The sequence below is a fragment of the Cyclobacterium sp. SOCE241 genome, assembly GCF_056867545.1.
The window spans coordinates 4,438,177-4,458,238 of record NZ_CP149779.1; the positions used below are offsets into that span (position 1 = coordinate 4,438,177).

21 protein-coding genes and 2 pseudogenes are annotated in these 20,062 nt (G+C 38.4%); 12 read left to right on the forward strand and 11 right to left on the reverse strand.

Going from position 1 to position 20,062, the window contains the following annotated elements:
• Window positions 1-2: 2 nt before the first annotated feature.
• From WG932_RS22380 to creD, 4 genes are all read right to left on the reverse strand, one after another.
• Window positions 3-185, reverse strand: a complete 183-nt coding sequence (locus WG932_RS22380) for a hypothetical protein (protein ID WP_483085441.1) — start codon at window positions 183-185, stop codon at window positions 3-5.
• Window positions 185-634, reverse strand: coding sequence for a hypothetical protein (locus tag WG932_RS22385; RefSeq protein WP_483085442.1), 450 nt, complete (start codon window positions 632-634; stop codon window positions 185-187). Before WG932_RS22385 ends, WG932_RS22380 begins: the two co-directional genes overlap by 1 nt.
• 161 nt (window positions 635-795) lie before the next feature.
• Window positions 796-1,128 carry an ArsR/SmtB family transcription factor gene (locus WG932_RS22390; RefSeq protein ID WP_014020063.1) on the reverse strand — a complete coding sequence of 111 codons (333 nt, stop codon included), beginning with the start codon at window positions 1,126-1,128 and terminating at the stop codon, window positions 796-798.
• 273 nt (window positions 1,129-1,401) lie between these two features.
• On the reverse strand, window positions 1,402-2,724 hold the full coding sequence (gene creD, locus WG932_RS22395) for a cell envelope integrity protein CreD (protein WP_483085443.1): 1,323 nt from the start codon (window positions 2,722-2,724) through the stop codon (window positions 1,402-1,404).
• A gap of 514 nt (window positions 2,725-3,238) precedes the next feature.
• On the opposite strand from creD, the gene WG932_RS22400 reads away from it, so the two are divergent.
• From WG932_RS22400 to WG932_RS22415, 4 genes are all read left to right on the forward strand, one after another.
• Complete coding sequence (locus tag WG932_RS22400) at window positions 3,239-4,792, forward strand: M20/M25/M40 family metallo-hydrolase (RefSeq protein WP_483085444.1); 1,554 nt, start codon at window positions 3,239-3,241, stop codon at window positions 4,790-4,792.
• Window positions 4,793-5,084: 292 nt separating this feature from the next.
• The gene (locus WG932_RS22405; RefSeq protein WP_483085445.1) at window positions 5,085-5,861 is read left to right on the forward strand and encodes a ThuA domain-containing protein; all 777 of its coding nucleotides are present in this window, start codon (window positions 5,085-5,087) and stop codon (window positions 5,859-5,861) included.
• A gap of 405 nt (window positions 5,862-6,266) precedes the next feature.
• Window positions 6,267-6,614, forward strand: a complete 348-nt coding sequence (locus tag WG932_RS22410; RefSeq protein ID WP_339679521.1) for a type II toxin-antitoxin system PemK/MazF family toxin — start codon at window positions 6,267-6,269, stop codon at window positions 6,612-6,614.
• A gap of 118 nt (window positions 6,615-6,732) precedes the next feature.
• On the forward strand, window positions 6,733-7,842 hold the full coding sequence (locus WG932_RS22415; RefSeq protein WP_483085446.1) for a hypothetical protein: 1,110 nt from the start codon (window positions 6,733-6,735) through the stop codon (window positions 7,840-7,842).
• 25 nt (window positions 7,843-7,867) lie between these two features.
• On the opposite strand, the gene WG932_RS22420 is transcribed toward WG932_RS22415, so the two are convergent.
• From WG932_RS22420 to WG932_RS22430, 3 genes and pseudogenes are all read right to left on the reverse strand, one after another.
• On the reverse strand, window positions 7,868-8,080 hold the full coding sequence (locus WG932_RS22420; protein WP_483085447.1) for a hypothetical protein: 213 nt from the start codon (window positions 8,078-8,080) through the stop codon (window positions 7,868-7,870).
• 47 nt (window positions 8,081-8,127) lie between these two features.
• Window positions 8,128-8,406, reverse strand: coding sequence for an NADPH-dependent FMN reductase (locus WG932_RS22425; RefSeq protein WP_483085448.1), 279 nt, complete (start codon window positions 8,404-8,406; stop codon window positions 8,128-8,130).
• 554 nt (window positions 8,407-8,960) lie between these two features.
• A pseudogene (locus WG932_RS22430) lies at window positions 8,961-10,081 on the reverse strand (Gfo/Idh/MocA family protein).
• A 202-nt stretch (window positions 10,082-10,283) separates the two neighbouring features.
• On the opposite strand from WG932_RS22430, the gene WG932_RS22435 reads away from it, so the two are divergent.
• Window positions 10,284-10,700 carry a GNAT family N-acetyltransferase gene (locus WG932_RS22435; RefSeq protein ID WP_014020073.1) on the forward strand — a complete coding sequence of 139 codons (417 nt, stop codon included), beginning with the start codon at window positions 10,284-10,286 and terminating at the stop codon, window positions 10,698-10,700.
• Window positions 10,701-10,797: 97 nt separating this feature from the next.
• Here the strand turns inward: WG932_RS22435 and WG932_RS22440 are convergent, their stop codons facing one another.
• From WG932_RS22440 to WG932_RS22450, 3 genes and pseudogenes are all read right to left on the reverse strand, one after another.
• A complete protein-coding gene (locus WG932_RS22440) occupies window positions 10,798-12,264 on the reverse strand; it encodes a Gfo/Idh/MocA family protein (RefSeq protein ID WP_014020074.1) in 1,467 nt (488 codons plus the stop codon).
• A gap of 382 nt (window positions 12,265-12,646) precedes the next feature.
• A complete protein-coding gene (locus WG932_RS22445) occupies window positions 12,647-12,856 on the reverse strand; it encodes an acyl carrier protein (protein WP_483085449.1) in 210 nt (69 codons plus the stop codon).
• 136 nt (window positions 12,857-12,992) lie between these two features.
• A pseudogene (locus tag WG932_RS22450) lies at window positions 12,993-14,290 on the reverse strand (voltage-gated chloride channel family protein).
• A 428-nt stretch (window positions 14,291-14,718) separates the two neighbouring features.
• Between WG932_RS22450 and WG932_RS22455 the strand changes: the two are divergent.
• From WG932_RS22455 to WG932_RS22475, 5 genes are all read left to right on the forward strand, one after another.
• Window positions 14,719-14,967, forward strand: coding sequence for an NAD-dependent epimerase/dehydratase family protein (locus WG932_RS22455; protein WP_483085450.1), 249 nt, complete (start codon window positions 14,719-14,721; stop codon window positions 14,965-14,967).
• Complete coding sequence (locus WG932_RS22460; RefSeq protein ID WP_483085451.1) at window positions 14,964-15,611, forward strand: TIGR01777 family oxidoreductase; 648 nt, start codon at window positions 14,964-14,966, stop codon at window positions 15,609-15,611. Before WG932_RS22455 ends, WG932_RS22460 begins: the two co-directional genes overlap by 4 nt.
• Window positions 15,612-15,751: 140 nt before the next feature.
• On the forward strand, window positions 15,752-16,582 hold the full coding sequence (locus WG932_RS22465) for a M14 family zinc carboxypeptidase (protein ID WP_483085452.1): 831 nt from the start codon (window positions 15,752-15,754) through the stop codon (window positions 16,580-16,582).
• Between the two features lie 80 nt (window positions 16,583-16,662).
• Window positions 16,663-18,261, forward strand: coding sequence for a hypothetical protein (locus WG932_RS22470; protein WP_483085453.1), 1,599 nt, complete (start codon window positions 16,663-16,665; stop codon window positions 18,259-18,261).
• Between the two features lie 146 nt (window positions 18,262-18,407).
• Window positions 18,408-18,914, forward strand: coding sequence for a hypothetical protein (locus tag WG932_RS22475; protein ID WP_014020079.1), 507 nt, complete (start codon window positions 18,408-18,410; stop codon window positions 18,912-18,914).
• Between the two features lie 14 nt (window positions 18,915-18,928).
• On the opposite strand, the gene WG932_RS22480 is transcribed toward WG932_RS22475, so the two are convergent.
• Complete coding sequence (locus WG932_RS22480; protein ID WP_014020080.1) at window positions 18,929-19,234, reverse strand: DUF4286 family protein; 306 nt, start codon at window positions 19,232-19,234, stop codon at window positions 18,929-18,931.
• Between the two features lie 160 nt (window positions 19,235-19,394).
• On the opposite strand from WG932_RS22480, the gene WG932_RS22485 reads away from it, so the two are divergent.
• On the forward strand, window positions 19,395-19,685 hold the full coding sequence (locus WG932_RS22485) for a hypothetical protein (protein WP_483085454.1): 291 nt from the start codon (window positions 19,395-19,397) through the stop codon (window positions 19,683-19,685).
• 75 nt (window positions 19,686-19,760) lie between these two features.
• Window positions 19,761-20,060 carry a carotenoid biosynthesis protein gene (locus WG932_RS22490; protein ID WP_483085455.1) on the forward strand — a complete coding sequence of 100 codons (300 nt, stop codon included), beginning with the start codon at window positions 19,761-19,763 and terminating at the stop codon, window positions 20,058-20,060.
• Window positions 20,061-20,062 lie beyond the last annotated feature (2 nt).

Genomic DNA, 20,062 nt, shown 5'->3' on the forward strand with positions numbered 1-20,062 from the left:
ATTTACAACTTGATTTCAGAGAAAACATGGTACATCTCAGTAGCAATCTGCAGGCTTCTCTCCATGTACTTTTCATCTTGTTCCGGCCTGTTGTCAAATGCCTTGGGATCATCAAAAGTGATAGGTATCCGTTTCTCAGCCCCCGGGATAAAAGGACAGCCTGCATCAGCTTGAGAACATGTCATTATAGCTGCAAAATTGGATGTGGGATTGAATGCATCGTCATACTTTTTGAAAACCCTATAATTGGATGTTGATTGGATGCGTATTTGATGCCATATACAGGATTTTCTTGCTCGGAGAGGTTTTGAATAAGAAGCCCAGATTTTTGAAGGGTTTCCGCTACTTTGGGAAAAAGTGCAGTAGCTTCTGTTCCTCCGGAATAGCAATACAAATTATTTATTTTAAAATTATAGGCCATCACTTGAGCCCAAACCTGAGAAAGATGACTTCTACGGGAATTGTGGGTGCAAATAAAATTAAGCTGAATCTCTTGTTGGCTTTCAACTTTGGCCTGAATAAAATCTATGAGTGGCTTCAGAATCAATTTTCGCTCAGCTGTAATATTCTTCGGTTTTAAATTCCGGATGGTAGTAATAATTTCTGGAAAAAGTTGTGGTTGGCTGGTTAACATAGTAGCTCAGGGTTATAAATTTCTAGTGATTGGACGATATAAATCGAATGTTAAAATACTCTGGTTGCTTCTTTATTGTTTTGTGGTGCCATTCGGCCTATTGAGTATTGGATAGTTTCAAATAGGCATTTATGGCTAACATGGATAGTATTAATTTCAGTTTAGCAGCAATTTGAATTGTTTGAGGCATCTTGATTTAGAAATTCGGACATAATTGATTTCATGGCCGCCCATTTTTCCTCATTTATGCAATAACAAACGCTTGTTCCTTCCACATTTCCTTTGATTAAGCCTAAATGTTTTAATTCTTTTAGGTGTTGGGATATGGTGGGTTGGGCCAGTCCAATTTCATTTACAATATCTCTACAAACGCAGGAGTCAATTTTAAACAAAAATTGTAAAATAGATACGCGCGCAGGATGCCCAAATGCTTTTGCAAACAAGGCAATTTCGTTTTGTTTGTCGGTAAATATCTCTGTTTTGGCTAAACCCATCTTTTCTTATTGTTTGATTGCAATATTACGATAAATAATTAATTCCTCAAAATGGGTTGTAGTTCTTTATTTCTTCTTTTGGGAGGATGATTCATTAAATTTAAAAGGTAAAATATTTCCTCTAGTCATAGCCTGCGGAATAATAGGTATTAGTACCCATGGGTTCCCCCCACCGCATGGAGGTATCAGTCTTTCAAACCAAGATTCCGCATTTTCCGAGAAAGGATATGTGAAACCTTGGACAATTACTCTTCGCAGTGAATGGTAGGATTACTATTTTTCTCCCTCCAAGTTAATATTGTACCAATCAATCTTACGTGAGAAGTACATTACCAACCCCAGAATAATGAATAAACCGATACTTCCAATCAGAAGCGCATAGTCCTGAAGCTGAATAATTACAAAAATGAAGGTATAAAGCACTGCTAAAATTCCTGTGATCAGCATCGTTAATTTACCGGATTTTAAGATGGCCCTTACGTATCCCGCGATTAGGGACAAAGTTGCAATAGCCGAAACAATAAAGGCGAGATTAAATCTCAGGTGTTCGGAAATGGATAGTAAAAGCGTGTAAAAAACAATCAATGAAACCCCAACCAGGATGTATTGGATTGGGTGAATAAAAATTTTATTTAGGACCTCAATAAAGAAAAATACAAGAAAAGTAAAGCCAATAAATAAGATTGCATATCTGATGGATCTGTAGGTTTTTTGATAATTGTCGACTGGCAGGAGTAGGTCTATTCCAAAAGAAGAGGGATCAATGGAATGTCGGCTTCCGGCCCATATTTGAGGGTAGTTTCTATTTAAATGCAGGATGTTCCAATCCGCATTGAACCCTTTATCATTAACTTCTCTATTGTCCGGAAGAAATGCGCCATTAAAACTTGGATTGGACCATTCTGAGGATAAATTGATGTCCGTTACTTTGCCAACCGGGGTGAAATACAATTTTTGACTTCCTTTTAAGTCTAGACTCAAATCAAAATTGTAGATTTTATCAACATTTGGGTTGATCGCCAAAGAAGCATTGATGCCGCTACCCACGATATCATTGGTAGGTACACCAGAATTGAAAGAGACTTTTTCCTTGTTCCAATTCAAACTTACTTGTTTTTCGATTCCTCTGAGATCATTTATTCCCACTACAAATTGCACCTGATCAAATAAAATGTCTTCAGTTTGGATATCAAGTGCTTTCAGGTCAAATTGATTAAATGTTCCAGAAATATCCAATTTAGAATTGTAGACAACGATTTCGTAGATGCCTCTATGGCGTTTTTCGGGATTTATATTGCCAGAAATATTAAGCTTTGTTGGTAATACATGGAGATGTTCTTTTATTTGAACTATTTTTTCAATGGAATCTTTTTGTGAAAATTGCTTCACATAGCGATGGTAAGGAATGGAAATAAAAGGGCCGGAAATGGTTTGTTCCTCACCCCATTTGGCACTGACTTCCCTAATTGCCTCATTTTGAGTCCATTCCCTTTCACTAATTAAATTTTCAATCATAAAAGTTGGAATGAGTAATAACAAACCAATGAAGGTGATTGTAGTTACTTTAAAGTAGATATTGGTTTTCAGGTTTTTCATGCGAAGGGGGCTTACAATTGCTTATACAAAGATATAGACTGTGTTTTTTCAGATTATCAAAGAGTGTGCCTTACTAGGTTAAATTTGGTTAATCCCGAAATCGAGAAAGAAAATATTTCGCCATTCCAGGACTTATGGAATAATTAATTCAAGTACGGATGGGCTCCATGCATCGCTTTGAGATATCAGTCTTATAGGGTTCCAAACTATATCCTTAACTTAATTCTAGCCCAGTTGGGGCGGCATATCCCTGAAACTCCTCAGAACCAATGTAAAATTGAGTTCAAGTTTTAAGATTTCTAATTAGTTGGAGAGGTTCCATAAGAATTCCCAATCCTTTGAAATGGGATTTTTTCTTCTAATCATAGGGGTCTTGCTCTAACTAATATAATTTTTATACCTAAAATTATCCAACTTAGTTATATTTCTCATTATCAATAATTGTAGCCTTGTGCTTTCATAATTCTTTCTTAATTTCATTCGATTTTAACTACGCATATTTATAGCATACTTTATGAAAGCCTTTTCTACTCTTCTTATTGCAGCATTTCTTTTTGTTGAATTCTCGGGATTTAGCCAGACAAAGTCCCAGGCGCTTTCCAAAATCAACACAGAAGGCTTTCAACGATCGCAGGTCATGCAACTTATTGCAGATTTGTCTGATGTTTATGGGCCTAGGTTGACCGGAACAGATCAATACCTTACTGCAGCCCAATGGGCGAAGAAAACCCTGGAAAACTGGGGCGTGGACAAGGTGTACTTTGAGAATTACTGCGATGACTGCATGGGTTGGGAAGTAAAGTCCTTTAATGTGGAAATGATTGAACCGGCCTATATGAAGATACATGCCTATCCTTATGCCTGGACCGAAAGTTCAAATGGAGTGCAAATAGGGGACATGGTTTGGATAGAAAATTATAGCGACATAGAAGCCGTGAAAAAAGAATGGGCAGGCAAACTGGAAGGCAAGACTGTTTTGATAGGTTCAGTTCCCAAGCAAAACATGTTATTTGATCCGCTCTCAACTCGATTTACCGAAGAAGAAATAGAAGGAGCTAAAAAAGATATCCTACCTGCTTCCCCAAGCCCCCTAGGGCCAACTTCCGGAAATGTGGACTTGGTGGCCAATAAGGATGTTGTTTTCGAAAAAGGAATGCGGAAGAACGATGCTTTTTATGCCTTCCTGAAAGAAGAAGGGGCATTGAGCATTTTAGGAACTACCCCTTTATCGCCAGGCATTGTTCACCCAAGTGGCACCTACAGTTTTAGAGAAAGTCATATCAAATCCGTTCCCTATTTTGCGATTTCCCCGGAAAGTTTCGGGAAATTAAAACGTTTGGTAGACAGGTCCATTCAACCAAAAATCAAATTTCACCTGGACTCAGAACTTTATTTGAAGCCGAAAAACAATGTGAACATCATCGGAGAAATTACAGGTTCAGATCCCGTATTAAAGGATGAGGTGGTGATGATAGGCGCCCATTTTGATACCTGGCATCCGGCCTCCGGAGCCACAGACAACGGTGCAGGCACGGGAGTGATGATGGAAGTGATGCGCATTCTCAAAGCAACAGGGTTGAATCCAAAACGCACCATAAGAATTGCCCTTTGGGGAGGGGAGGAACAGGGCTTTTTAGGTTCCTTGGCCTATGCTGAGGTCCACTATGGTAAAGTAGGCGAAACAGGCAGAAAAGAGGAAGTTGAAAAAATTTCAGCCTATTTGAATATGGACAATGGAGCGGGTAAAATGCGAGGCATCTACCTGCAAGGCAATGAAGGCGTACGGCCTATTTTTGAAGAAATGCTGACTCCCTACAAGCATCTCGACGTGGATAATCTAAGCATCCAAAATACCAACTACACCGATCACGATGTTTTCGATTATTACAAAATCCCCGGATTCCAGATCATTCAGGACATGCTAAACTATTTCACCGTCACCCACCATACCAATCTGGATGCCTTGGAATACGTGCCCGAAAGAGATGTAATGATCAATGCCACGGTGATTGCTGCCCTAGTCTATCAGATCTCAGAAAGAGATGAAAGAATGCCTAGAGAGGAGTAGGGGGTTAGGAATAAGAAATACATTGGCCAATTATTACATGGGAGCCTGATTATTGGTGGTAGTTTTGCATTTCGGTTATATTTGAAATGCCACCTAGTTGTTGTAGTACAGACTAGGAAGAGAAGCGCGCTTCGTATACTTTATTTAGAGCTTTTTTTGATAAGAGGAGAAATGAACATAACATGTTCACGTTTTTTCTTGTTCACGTAACATGAACATACTGTATTTGTGAACAAATGGAAAGAGAAATATTAAATCTGCCTTAAAGAAGGTAAATAAAAAAAATAAAACCATGAACCTAAAATCACCATCATTTAAATTTTTGTTAGTACTTATCGTACTGATACCTATTTCAATTTCAGTTTTTGCACAAAAGAACAAGGTTTTAATAGTGTCTGACACCTGGCCTGAAATGGATGTCCTTGCAGATGGCTTGAAGGCAAATGGTTACCTCGTCAGCAAAGCAAATGAAGAAGAGCTTCAATCTGATTTATCCGGTTTTGACTTTGTTTTCATGTATGTTCATGTAACCCATGCACCCAGAACGACACAGGTATTAATTGATTACACGATGAATGGAGGTTCATTGGTTGTCCTGCACCATGGTATTTCGTCTTCAAAAATGAAAAATCCCGAATGGCTTGACTTTTTAGGTATACAATTGTACCCAAGAGACCATAAGGAATACCCATGGAAGGTGTTGGCTAATTTGACCTATTCCATGGTGAATTTGAATCCCGGCCATTTTATTACTAGTAATGGGATTGAATATGAAAAAGTCATCCCATTTAAATCTGAATACGAGACAAATTACGAGGGTGAATTTAGTGCTTTTCAACTCGTCAATACGGAGTTGTTTTTGAACCAACGCTTTACCGATAACCAAAGAACAATTCTCTATGGTTTCAGAACGGAAGATGGATCAAGAGTTCAACCCACTTCAGGCTGGTACCGTCCAAAAGGCAAAGGGATGGTGTTTTATTATCAGGCAGGCCATGAGGAATCAGATTATCAAAACCCGAATTTCCTGCAGGTTATATTGAATACGCTGGAATGGGATCCGAGTTAAGGTTTATCCGAACCGATTGATTTGTGCCCTTAGACAGGCTCAGGGTACAAATCAATCGAGAAATAATCATTCTAAGGGCTGGAAATGCCAAATAGGATTGTAGTATTGGATCTTTTTAAATTATTATTCTTTACTTGCAGAATATACTTTTTGTATATACATTTAGTCTGGTTAATCAGTAAAACGATGAAGACAATATCCTTGAAAATTGATGATTCTATTTTTGGCGAAACTGAAAAGATTCTTTCTCGAATAAAGAAGCCTAGAAATCGGTATATAAATGAAGCTTTAGAGCATTATAATAAAATGCAGAAACGGCTGTTAATTGAAAAAAGCTTGCAAAAGAATCTGCTTTGGTAAAGAAAGATTCAATGGCAACACTTAATGACTTTGAACAGATTGACCATGCAGATTAATCAATTTGAAATCTGGATAGCTGATCTGAACCCGAAGATTGGAACAGAACCAGGCAAAACCAGACCTGTATTGACTGTTCAATCCAATTTACTAAACAAAATCCCTCATCCCTCAACGATTATTTGTCCAATTACAACTAATGTTAAAAAAGACGCTCAAATTTTAAGGGTTCATTTGCCAATAGGAATGGCAAATCTGCATCAGGATTGTGATGTAATGATTGACCAAATTAGAGCAATAGATAATAAGAGGCTTATAAGAAGAGTCGGTGTTTTACCAGTAGAATTGGCTGAAATTATAAAGGAGAACATTAAGATAGTCCTTGATCTTGAATAAAAATACCAGACCAAGAACCTTGGATTCGGTTATTTGTGGTCTTTAACGCAAGTGATTCAACTTTTTCCTGTCATAAAGGGTAGTCAAATAAATCAACTCCACAAATCCTTTCATATTCATGCAAAGAATTTATTTACTTTTAGCGGTTTTAACATTAACCGTCCTTTCAATCAGTTGCAAAAGTCAGCAAGGCAATGAATTACTATTAGAAGTTAAGCAGTTGGACAAATCGTATGAAAACCTGTTCGTTTTTTATGCCAATTTGTATGATCCGGTTACCGGAGGATTTTATGATAGCCCCCAAAAGAAAACAGCCCCAAGGATTGAGTCTACCTGCAGGGTAATAAGTAGAATTGATGACAATGGCTTGACCAATACTGTCCCCGATTCACTTAAGCAGCGATGGATAAGGTTTCTGCAAAGCTTTCAAGATGCGGAGACAGGTTTTTTTGATGATCCGAACGAACACCGCAATATAGACATGAGAAGGGGCAGGGCGCTAAGTTATGTGAAAGGTGCCTTTAGGCGATTAGATGTCAGTTCAAAATATCCTTACCCCTCAATCAAAAGCAACAAGGACGCTGAAGAGGATGGCCTAATTCATTTGAAATCAGTCGATAATTTTAATGATTGGTTGAATACTTTAGGTTGGGAAGAAAATCCATGGAAGGCAGGGGGAACTTTGTCTGCGCAGGGCAACGTAATCGGCTCTCTTGAAAGTCCTTTACAGGAACAAATAGTGGAGGCCATGTTTGATTTTCTGGCAACTAATCAAAACGAAAATGGTTTTTGGGGTGGTAGTTCCTTGTATGTTCAACTTTCAGGGGCATTTAAAGTCAGTACCCTTTACAGCATTTATGGCAGGCAAATGCCTAATGCCAAAAGCATTCTTAAAAGCACCCTAAAGTGCATACGGGAAGAAGAATGCATCAATTCAACCTGGGTTAGGAATCCACTTAACTTACTGGCCGTTATCAAACCCTATGTTGGCATTAGCGAAAAAGAGAAGAATGAAATCATAAAAATTTCCATTGACAATGTCCTGCAATTCTCACGTAATGATGGAGGCTTTGCGAATTCAGTAAAGGATGAATATGGAACGACAGATGGTTGTTCACAGGCAATAATCACCAGAAACGCTTTGCGCGATTGGGTAGGACTGGAGCCATTAATTATACCAAATACCGATTCTTTTTTAAGGACATTGGGATTGGCTCAAAAGATGTGAATGTAAATCCTGATCTTTCCTTCGTTTACCTCTTTGTTGTCAAGTTTACGAATGCTGAAAGAAATTCGGCTAGTCGATTTCTTGTATTTTGATCTGTTATTTTGCCTTCGATATTAACCTTTCCCTTTATGCCTTGGATGAGTAGGGTGGTTTCTTCTACGAAAGTGGCCTGAATGGTTTCCATAATTAACTTCAATTCTTCATGGCCTTTTACACCACTTGCTGATGCCGTTATCAAGCCAGCAGGCTTTTCAGAAAAAATGGTGGTAGACACACACCATTCGATCAGGTTTTTAAACCGCTCGGTATACTGAAAACATATTCCGGAGTACAAATGATTATCCCATCTGCCTTGGCAATTTTCTCTCTCAGGGCAATGATTTTTTCTGGCACATTATTTTCCGTTAGGGCCGTTTGGAAATGGGGCAATCCCGTCAAATCTTCTATCAGTTCCATATTGAATTCAACTTGGCCCAGCTCTGCCAGATGTTTTAGTAGAAATAAGTTGCCTGAATTTCGACTGGCACTGCCACAAATTCCCAGTATGTTTTTCTTTAGGGTCATTTGGAATTATTTTATTGTATTAGATAATTTCGGATTCAAGTTATCAATACTTGAAGAAAATGGAAACTAAACATTAGCAGGCCTTGAAGATTATAATTTCAATTTACACACCTTTTGTGATGCGGGAATGTATCTGTATTGCTGTCACCCCTTTGGGGTTTTGTAAAAGATGAGTCAGATTGTCTATAATCGTTTCATCCCTTCGGGATTGGTTTTTGTGCTGATTTATTTTTAACGTGTAGAGGGATGTTTAAGGCCTAATTTGGGATGAAGGCTATGCCGATATGAGCAAGGTATTCAAAAATGCTAATTTTTTTAACCCCAAAGGGGTGTTAAGATTATAGAAAACAGGACGAACATAAAATTGAAATCCCGAAGGGATGACATATCTGGTTATAACTCTACGGCCATCCTTTTGGGCAAAAGGTTTGTTCTTAAGGTGGACTTTTCTCGTTTTAAATAAATACCCCAACCAAAAAAATCCCAAAGAATTTCTCCTTTGGGACATAACTCGACTTACAGCAAAATGGCTATTAATATTTTTTGGTATTTTATTAAGTCAAATCAATCTTCACTTTTTTACCCGTATCAACAGCTTTATAAATAGCATCAATTATAATCAAATCTTTGAGCCCTTCCCTGCCATCTACAGGAATCTTAGCAGTTTCACCATCTAAAATGATCCCTGCCATTCTATCCATTTGGACGGTTTGGTGCGTTACATGTGGGAAATTTAACGGTCCTTTATTGGTCCAGGCTTTGATTGGGCCATAGCCTGTGGAGGGCTGCATTTCAGCAAAACCTTTGGTGCCATTTAGAAAAAACTTATCCAAATGGCTGGTGCTGTAGGTAGACAAGCAAGAGGAGATTACCCCACTCGGAAATCCAAACTGAAAAGTAATGGTTTCATCTACACCTTCCTTAAATTTTACCGGATCTGTTTTGGTTTCTTGGGCAGTTACCCATTCAGGTTCCTCTCCTACCATATAGCGAGCCCCATTAATAGAATAGATACCGATGTCCATCATGGCTCCGCCTCCTGCCAATTCCTTGTTAAGTCGCCATTGGGTTGGGTCACCTATTCTGAACCCACTCAAGCCCTGAAAAATTTAATTTCGCCGAATGCTCCATCTTCCCTTAAGCGAATAATTTCAAGAGTATTCGGTTCGAAGTGCATTCGGTAACCTACCAATAGCTTAACGCCTGCTTTGTTACAAGCTTCCACCATTTCTCTGCCTTCTTTGGCGTTTATGGCCATGGGTTTCTCACAAATCACGTGTTTTCCGGCAGCCGCTACCCTTAAGGTCTGCGGGTGATGAAGGGCATTTGGAGTGATGATATAAACAGCATCAATGTCAGGATTGTCCTTTATGGCGTCAAAATTTTCATAATTGTAGCAATTCTTGTCGGGTATATTATAAGTGGCTTGCCAATCCTTGATTTTGGAGGGTGTACCACTAATCAGGCCTACCAATTTGGCGTTTTTGGAATCCAACATGGCTTTGGCAACACGGGTAGCATAACTACCCAAACCCATAATGGCAACTCTTAATGTGCTTGCTTTTTTGGTATTGTGATTCATGCTTGCTTGTGAGTTTTGCGTAAAGTTTGGAATTAGGGGAAGGGAAACAGCCGAGAGGGTCAGTTTTTGCAAAAAGTTTCTTCTGCTTGTCATGATAAAATTAGGTTTAGAGTTTATATAAGCTATGGTCAATTATTTTGTACTGTTGTTTTTCACCCTTTCTTGAAGCATAGGGGGTAAATTTTATTGCATAATTCCAGTCAAATTCCTTTATTACAAGATATTGTTTTTTATCTGGAAATTGAAAATAAAATATTTTTAGGCATGAAACAAATGGTACTTCAACCCAATCAAAATGTTGTCTTCAATTGCTTACCAAGCCGAGCCTCAATTAAAAGCATCTGACTTTCAAAAATTGCTAATCTCTTCTACATTGGGCGAGCGCAGGCCGGTAGGAGATTTAAAACGTCTGGAAAAGATGCTTTTGCATGCTGACCTAATTCTAACGGCAAGAAAGGATGGGGAATTAATCGGTATTGCCAGGTCAATCTCTGATGAATCTTATTGTACCTACCTCTCAGATTTGGCTGTACATATTGATTTTCAAAAGCAGGGTATCGGAAAGAAATTAGTGAAATTAACAAAGGAAGCCTTTCCTTTGGCCAATTTAATTTTGCTTTCAGCTCCCAAAGCTGTCGACTATTACCCTAAAATTGGGATGAAAAAGCATCCTCATTGCTTCTTGTCAGTACCAAAAGACCCTATTTATTAAGTTGCTTTTAACAAACCAGTAAAAAAAGGCTACTTCTTAAATAGAAGCAGCCCTTAAGGTTTATTGTTTATATCTTGTAAGAAGAACTCTTTTGCCTTTATACTTTGTCCGGTGAAGGAAGATCAAATTCAGCCCTTCTAGGATCAAAGAGTAATCGGTTGGCTTCCACAGAGCGGTCTCCCACAAAGAATTCAGAATCTCCATCAAACTCCAACCAAGGGCCGACGATATAATCTGCTTGATCTACAGGCACACCCATTCCATCTCTTGCGATTTCATGGATTTTCATAAATTCTTCAAAGGCCAATTTATTGTCTCCAAATCTACCTGCTTTTGCATTAAAAGGTACTTTTTCTCCAAGTCTATAGGATATATTCATCAAGTGGCCTAAAGTACAGCTGTAATGCGCATCATACATATTGCCATTGGCCATCATAGGATCATTGGCGCGACAGGCATTGACAAAGCTACCGAACGCACCTCCAGGTGTCATGGGGACTTTCTTTACATCAACCTTTCGTGCTTGGCTTCCATTGTGAGATTTATACTCTCCATCGATTAGCTTCCCTCCATCTTCAAAATAGAATCGATTAGTCACTTCTTTAACATAGCCTTCATGGTTGGCATTCCTAACGTTGAAAAACACTTGTTGGCCATTGGCAAATTCAGCTATAGCAAACATTGTATTTGGCGTTTCCCCCTGGTCATCCCAATTGAATCTGCCTCCCATAGCCATTACTCTAACCGGGTGCGTATTGGCCACTTCGTCATCTAGTGCCCAATAGGCAACGTCAAGTTGATGGGTTCCTTGGTTATTTAACTCTCCATTGCCTACCTGCCAGTTCCAGTGCCAGTTGTAATGTACCAGATTTTCATTGTATTGATCGATTACTGCAGGTCCTTTCCATAAATTCCAATCCAAATGGCTTGGTGGGGCAGTATTTGGTTTGTAACCTATGCCTTCCCTAGGTTTACATGCAAAGCCATGCGAAACCAACATTTTACCATATTTCCCGGATTTAATGTCACTTACCTGATCTCGCCATTCGTCACTACTTCTCCTTTGTGCTCCATGTTGTACCACAATTCCATATTTCTCAGCGGCAGCTAGTGCAATTCGGCCTTCATGAACATCATGACTAGCAGGCTTTTCTACATAGCAATGTTTTCCATTTTGAGCCGCCCATACCACCATTAGGGAGTGCCAGCTATTAGGAGTAGCCACACTTATGGCATCAATGTCTTTCATTTCTAGAACTCGGCGAACATCAGCTTCGCCCTTTACTCTGTTGCTTTTGGTGTCTCCACTTCGAAGAGATTGTACACGTTCGTTGAGTACATTTTTGTCAGGATCTACTAGATAGGCAATTTCAACATTCTCCAATTTTGAGAAATTTCCAATATGGGATTTACCTCGGCCATTGACTCCGCAAACAGCCATTCTAAAGCGATCGTTGGCACCAATGATAGAGCCATAGGACTTTGCACTAAAGCTCATGGCTCCAATTGTTAATCCACCTGCTCCAAAAATAGATTTCTTGATAAACTCTCTTCTTTGTTTCATGATTTGGGTTTGATAATACTTTCAGAATGAATACATAAGTAAAAGAAAATTGAGATTTAATTCAAGTTTTGCCTAATTTTTTATTTGATTGGTAGCAATGGGGGATAATTAATTTCGAATTAATGTTATCAGCTATAGTAATTCGATACCCAGGCCTTTGTTAGGGTTTGGATTAGAGGTGATATTTTAGAAGAAAGAAAAAATTGTGGCCTTACAAAAGTTACTTTTATCCGAACATAAAAGCAGAGCTAAAGTAAAGATGATAAAAATCAAAAAATATTATTGATCCATGCCATTAGTAGCAAAAAAGCGATCTTGAATTTAAATAAAACAAAAAAGCTTTTTCTAAGGGAAGCTTAAGAGGCTTTCAAAAGGGTATCAATTAATTCTGATGGAGTTTGAATGCGCGCAATTTTATCATCTTCCAATTCTTTTTTAATTCGTATTCTAATTCGAAGATTAAACCTGAGACAAAAATCTTGTCCATCCTCAAATCGTAATAAAAGTTGGCAGCTTTTTTCTTTCCTGTAAGAGGGATTCCATAGGATTGGAAAATTCCAATGGCCTTTCGCATTGCAGTAATATTGTTCATAGCATTAAGTTCAATCCAGAAACAATACGGAGTTAGCTTCTGTTTTGTTGTGCATTTCAACAAATCTTTTCATTAAAATTTGTTAAACAGCTAAAATCAAGGGTTGAATTTTACTTTAAGTTTGGTTTTTCCTTAATTAGAGTTGTCCTATCTTTTTGCCTTTTCTCCTTAAAAATTTCCGGTTCTTCGGCGAGCCGATTAGTTGTGAATTATAGATACCGGAGTGACCACTAAACAGGTAAGCCAGGACACATGCCAGACCAATGAATACCCCGGGTTCAGTCCCAAAAAGTTCAATCCCCATTAAAGTACAGGCCAATGGGGTGTTGGTAGCTCCTGAAAAAACACTTACGAACCCCATGCCTGCTAATAATGCAACAGGCAATGGAATAATGGCTGACAAGGCGTTTCCTAGGGTAGCGCCAGTATAAAACAATGGTGTCACTTCTCCACCTTTAAATCCCGAACCTAAGGTCAAGGAGGTTTTTGCTATTTTCATTAGGAAATCGTACCAAGGGAGATCTTGAGAAAATGAATCTACAATGGTGGGGATTCCTAAACCAATGTATTTGGTGTCTCCTATTAAAAAGACGGAGGCAGCGATGATTACACCCCCTACGACGGGTCTGAAAGGGGGATATTTTATTTTTTATTAAAATAATATGACCAGAAATGAGTGGATTTTGAAAATAGTCTGGCTGCCAGCCCAAAGCAAATCCCGGCAGGAATAACCCATAACACATTGATGATGTCAAAAACAGGAACTGTAGGGATTAAGTATTCGGTATGGTGAACTAGCCAGATACCTTCGCAGGCATAGTTGGCGATAATTGCCGCAAGAAAGGCAGGAAGTATGGATTCGTACCTCAGCCTGCCAATGATCAGCCATTCCAATGCAAATACAGCACCTGCAAGTGGAGTTCCAAATACAGAAGCGAATCCTGCAGCTACACCTACCGTTATGACCATCTTACGATCATCGCTTTTTAGGTTAAACCACTTTGTGAATTGATCGGCGATCGCCCCTCCCATTTGTATGGCAGTGCCCTCCCTACCTGCTGAACCTCCAAAAAGATGCGTTAGCAAGGTGCCCAAGAGCACCAAAGGTGCCATTTTTAATGGAATTATCTTTAAAGGATTATAATATTCTTCTAAAAGTTGGTTGTTCCCTTTGACTACAGAAGTACCAAAACGATGGTAAATCCAGCCTATGAAAAAGCCCCCAATCGGCAAAAATAAGATGATCCAAAGGTGAGTTTCCCGGTATTGAGTCACCCAATACAGAGAAGTTAAAAATAGGGCAGAAGCAGAACCTACCAAGCTTCCTATAATCAAAGCCAAAACCAGCCACTTGGCTGTGTAAGCCAGATTTGGAATTAATTCTTTAAAAATATACTTGTTAAACAAAAGGAGGTTACGGTTCCTATTTGACATGTAGTGAACAATTTAGATTCTAAGAAACGATAACCCAGAATAAATTCAATTTTTGTTCAAGCAGGAAATATTTCCGGAACCATTGCACATGGGGTGATCTTACTACCTGAATTATTACAAATAAGCTCCTTGATGTATCCCCTGACCGATTGTTCACAAATATAGGTAAACATTTGGTAAAAGTTTTATTGCATCTACAGGCCATTTGCTCCTAGGAAAGCCAATTTTATTATAGATTTATTCTTGAATTTTTTGTGGGTACTCATCTTCATTTTTAACGGAAAATGTAGCCATGAGATTTAGCTTATTTATAAGCTAAATGGAACCCTAAATCTTTTACCAGCATTTTTTACTTTTTCTGGGATGGTGGAATAATTTTTGTGGCGTGTAATTTTTCGTTAAAATAGATTACAGGGGAGCTAATAATTATGCAAAACATACTAATCACCGGAGGATCAGGACTTGTTGGTTCTTCTATTACAAAAACACTTGAGGCTGAAGGAAAAGCAGTAGCTTGGTTAAGTAGGAGCCCAAAAAAATATGCGCAAAAATCCTTCTATTGGGATCCTAAAAAGGGCGAAATAGATGATAAAGCAATAGACTGGGCAGATGCTATAATTCACCTAGCAGGGGCCGGTGTGGCAGAAAAAAATGGACAGAGCAACGCAAAAAGGTGATTTTAAAAAGTAGACTGGACAGTAGTAATTTGCTATATGAAGCGTTAAAAAAAGCCGAAAATAAACCCAAGGCCGTGGTCTGTTCCAGTGCGGTTGGTTTTTATGGATTTGATACGGGAGAAAAATTGGTTTTTGAAGGAGATCCTGCTGGGAATGATTTTTTGGCGGATGTTGTAAAGCAATGGGAAAACGCTACAGAAAAGTATCAGGATTTAGAGATTCGTACAGTGATTTTTCGGATTGGTATTGTACTGGCCAAAGAAGGGGGAGCCTTAAAAGAAATGCTAAAACCCCCGGTTGCAGCACCACTAGGTTCAGGGCAACAGTATTTAAGTTGGATTTTTATTGAAGACTTGTCTTCAATGTTTGCCTTCGCCCTTGAAAATCAGGGAGTGTCCGGAATTTATAACGCCGTAGGGCCAGTACCTGTAACGAATAAAATCCTCACCCAAAGAGCAGCAGAGTATAAAGGCAAACCTTTTGTAAATATTGGAGTTCCTTCATTTGCTCTTAAGCTAGGCTTGGGGGAGATGGCCAATATGATACTAGGGGGTAATCGGGTGAGTAATGAAAAAATAGAAGGTACAGGTTTCAAATTTCAATATGGAGACCTTAACCTTGCTTTGAAGAAAATTTTCTCCTAAGTTTTGACGACTGGTCGTATTATTTGCAAAAAACCTCATAATTTCATTCCCTGAAACGACCTGTCTGGAACCTTGCGTATTAAACCTTACTAAAAAATGAAAAGAGGACTATTTAGCATTATATTATTATTTCTTTTTTTGTGGTTGGTGCTCAGGAGATTAATCTTGATTACTACCTTCCGGAAGACTATACCTATGATGAGAATATTGCCAAACCTTCATCCATCTTGGGTTTTGAAGTGGGGGAGTGGCATGCCAATCATACCCAAGTAGTAAATTATTACAAGACAGTAGCCGAACAATCTTCTAGGGCAACCTTGATTAATTATGGCAGTACTTATGAAAAAAGGCCTCTATTGATGTTGGCAGTTTCATCTCCTAAAAATATCCAACAGCTGGATAAGTTAAAAGAGCAACGTGGGGGATTAAGGTATCCTGATTTTAAATCCAATCTTCAAGGAATGCCGGTTGTAATGTATATGGGGCATTCAGTTCATGGAAACGAATCTTCAGGGGTAAATGCCTCCTTGCTTTCGGCCTATCATTTTACTGCGGCAAAAGAAATAGAGGAAGACCTAGACAATATTATTTTGTTAATTGACCCGGCCATTAATCCTGATGGAATTAACCGTTTTGCTTCTTGGGTCAACAGTCATAAGAGTTATTATCCCAATGGGGACCGAAACAATAGAGAGCTTAATGAAACATGGCCCAGAGGAAGAACTAATCATTACTGGTTTGACTTGAATAGGGATTGGTTGCCTGTGCAACATCCTGAATCTCAAGGGAGAATTGCCCAATTACAAGCTTGGTTGCCTAATATTGTTCTTGATTTTCATGAAATGGGTACTGACAATACTTACTTTTTCAGCCGGGTATACCTAGTCGGAATAACCCTCTTACACCTGCTAAGAATTTTGAACTTACAGAAAAGATTGCCGGTTATCATGCAAAATACCTGGACAAAATAGGATCCTTATATTATTCTAAGGAAAGTTTCGATGATTATTATTTCGGCAAAGGTTCTACCTATCCGGATATTCAGGGGGCTGTGGGAATACTATTTGAGCAAGCTTCCTCCAGAGGACACCTGCAAGAAAATGTGTTCGGAGAGATTTCCTTTCCATTTACCATTCGAAATCAATTCACAACGGCACTTTCTTCTTTCGATGCTGCCATAGACTTAAGGGTAGAATTAAACACTTATATGTCCGACTTTTATAAGGAGGCAAAAGAAGAGTATACAAACGATGACAACAAAGCAATAATTTTTGGAGCTTTAGAGGATTATGGAAGAACATTTCATTTTGCTGATGTTTTACTGCGCCATGACATACAACTTTATAGTTTGGAAGAAGATGTAACACTAAATGGTGTGCCTTTCAAATCCGGAAAGTCCTTCATTGTTCCATTGGATCAACCCCAATATAGGCTAATCAATTCCTTGTTTGAAACCAGGACTACTTTTCAGGATAGTTTATTCTATGATGTGTCTACCTGGAACCTACCAATGTCATTTAACTTAAATTATATGTCATTAAGCAGCAAGATATTAAATCTTGCCAAGGTAGAAAACGTGAGTAAGGGACTAACTTTTAAAAAAGGAGAGGTAAAAGGTGAAGCAGGTGCTTACAGTTATGCCTTTGAATGGGAGGAATATTATGCTCCAAAAGCATTGTATAAACTAATGGATCTCGGTTATCAAGTGAGAGTTAGTCACAAAGAGTTCCAAACCAAGGATAAGAAAAGTTTCAGCAGGGGAACCATATTGGTAGGAAAAGGAAATTCAGATCGGAGTGACGAAGTGTTTTATGAGGACCTTAAATCAATAGCGGCCTCAACGGGCATTAATATTTACGCTTTATCCACCGGGCTTACGGCCGGTGTGAATTTAGGATCACCAAGTATTAGTGTATTGACAAAACCATCCATTGCCTTACTTGTAGATGATGGTGTGGGTAGTTCTGATGCAGGAGAAATATGGCACCTTTTTGATCAACGAATGGAAATTCCAATTACTTTAATGCCGACACATAGGATGTCAGGAGCTGACCTTAACAGGTACAATGTGATCATTTTACCTACCGGAAATTACGGAGCTTTTGGTGAAAGAGAAGCTGAGAAGTTAAAGTCCTGGGTGCAAAAAGGTGGCACTCTTATAAGTAGAGGCTCCGCCATGAACTGGTTGGCAAAGAATGATATTGCAGTGTTTAATTTTGCTAGTGCAGATTATTCTGACAGTACGAGGCAAAAGAAATATGCTGATTTAAGCAATGATAGGGGCGCAAAAGTAACAGGAGGTGCTATATTCAAAGCGAAATTAGATGTAACCCATCCCATTGGCTATGGGTATACGTCTGAGGACATACATGTGTTTAAGCAAGGGAATCAGTTTCTTGAGCTTTCAGGAAATCCTTATGCAAACCCTTTGGTTTATACTGCAGATCCACTTGCGAGTGGATATGTGCATCCCAAAAATCTAGAAATGATTAAAAACAAAGGAGTGGTACAAGTTTCGGGAAAAGGTAGTGGGAAAACCATAGGCTTTGTTGATAACCCAAATTTCAGGGCCTTTTGGTATGGAACCAATAAATTGTTTTTAAATGCTGTCTTTTTTGGTCAGACCATTAGCAGCGCATCGACAAGGTAAGATGCGCTGTTTTTTTGATTGGAGTTTAAGTTTTATCTGTTAAAACCTTTTTTCCCAATGAAAATCAAAAAAATTAAGCTGTAAATTACAGTATTGCCTTATTTTTCAAATTACTTTTCTTTAATTTGCAAGTTCAAAGGCTAATTATGAAAAGAAAGCTATTTCCTTTAGATAAAAATTATATCCTACGGCAAGCCCAAGAGGCCGTGGAGAAGGAGATGATGCAAATGATGGTGAATGAACTGAAAAAAGCCTTTACCCAATTGTTCAATCCCCTCGAATTGCAAGATGATACTTATTTAAAAATTATTTCGGTAAAGTCCTTTCCAGAGGAACATTTATCCATTATTTATCGGCAGTTAGCGGGCATTTTTAGGTATAAATTTGGTTCCAACCAATTGGAGTTGAGGTTTGACGGTAAGAGTCACTTCGAAAAATACCAAGAAGACTGGAAACAAACGCTTCATAAGTGGGTACTGACACTAGGCCAAGATCCAGCCTATGTAAAAAATTTACTCAGAATGACACTGCTGTATGATACACCCTCTCGAGCTTTATTTGCAGAGAACAGGTGCAAATCCTTATTGAACGAGCATTTTGGCATATTAATTATTAAAAGAAAAGGAGATCTTTTAATGAAACTAGGAAGCTAATAAGGCATTATGATTTAATCAACCGATTCTAACACAGATCGGAAAGATACAAACTGGCTTCCAAACTTTTCTTTGATAATTTCGCTTAATACTGCTGCATATCTTTCTTGAAAGAATTCTACATCCTCAAGATTTTCTGCTAAAAATTGGGCAGAAAAATTTACCCCATTCCCATTGTCTTCCTGCAGTAGTCTGAAAAAACGTTTTTCGTAAAAGAGTCCGGTTTGCATTACCCTGCTCAGGTATTCCTGTTTCATCCAGGCAATAAACTCTTCTTCCTGATCGCTATCAATATTGACAGTTATATTATAAAGTACCATTTGATTGACCTTTATGGCTTGTATGATTCAATTTATATTAAATTCGTATTCATTCTTTCGAACAAAAGTGTAAAGAAACACTTATAGTATATTGAAAACAAAAATAATACCTCAATATTTAATTTTCTGTTTTACTATGCCCAAAAACATAAATAGCTTCTTGAGCTTAAAGCCTGAAAAAACACTAATAGCCAAAATTTTTATTACCATCTTGCACATAGTGGGTTTATTGGGCCTGTACTGGGAGCAAAGTCGGCCCTTGTTTCAATTGATTACACCTTTTCACTTAATTGTGGTGACCGGTATCCTCCTTTACTTCCATCGGGACTTTAGCAGAAGCTTCATAGGTTTTTTATCATTTGCCTTTATGGTTGGTATGAGTACTGAAATAATAGGGGTGAATACCGGATTACTTTTGGAGACTACAGCTACAGTTCGGTCATGGGGATAAGAATTTTTGGAGTTCCCTAACCATTGGCTTAAATTGGTTCCTTTTAGTTTATTTGACAGGGGAATTTTTCAAAATATGATAAAAAATGACCTAATTGCGGCGGTTTTGGCTTCGATTTTAATGGTTATATTGGATTTAAACCTTGAAATTGTGGCCGTTGAACTGAATTTCTGGCAGTGGCACCAAGAAAGCATACCTTTGTCGAATTACGTCACCTGGTTTTTAGTCGCATTTATTATTCAGATGGTCTACAGAAAGGCTTCCTTTGAAAAGGAGAATCCACTTCACCTAACTCTCTTTTTCAATTTGCTCTTCTTTTTGCCATTTTGGCAATCCTTTTATAAAAAGAAAAAGACCTGTGCTAAACAAAATTGATT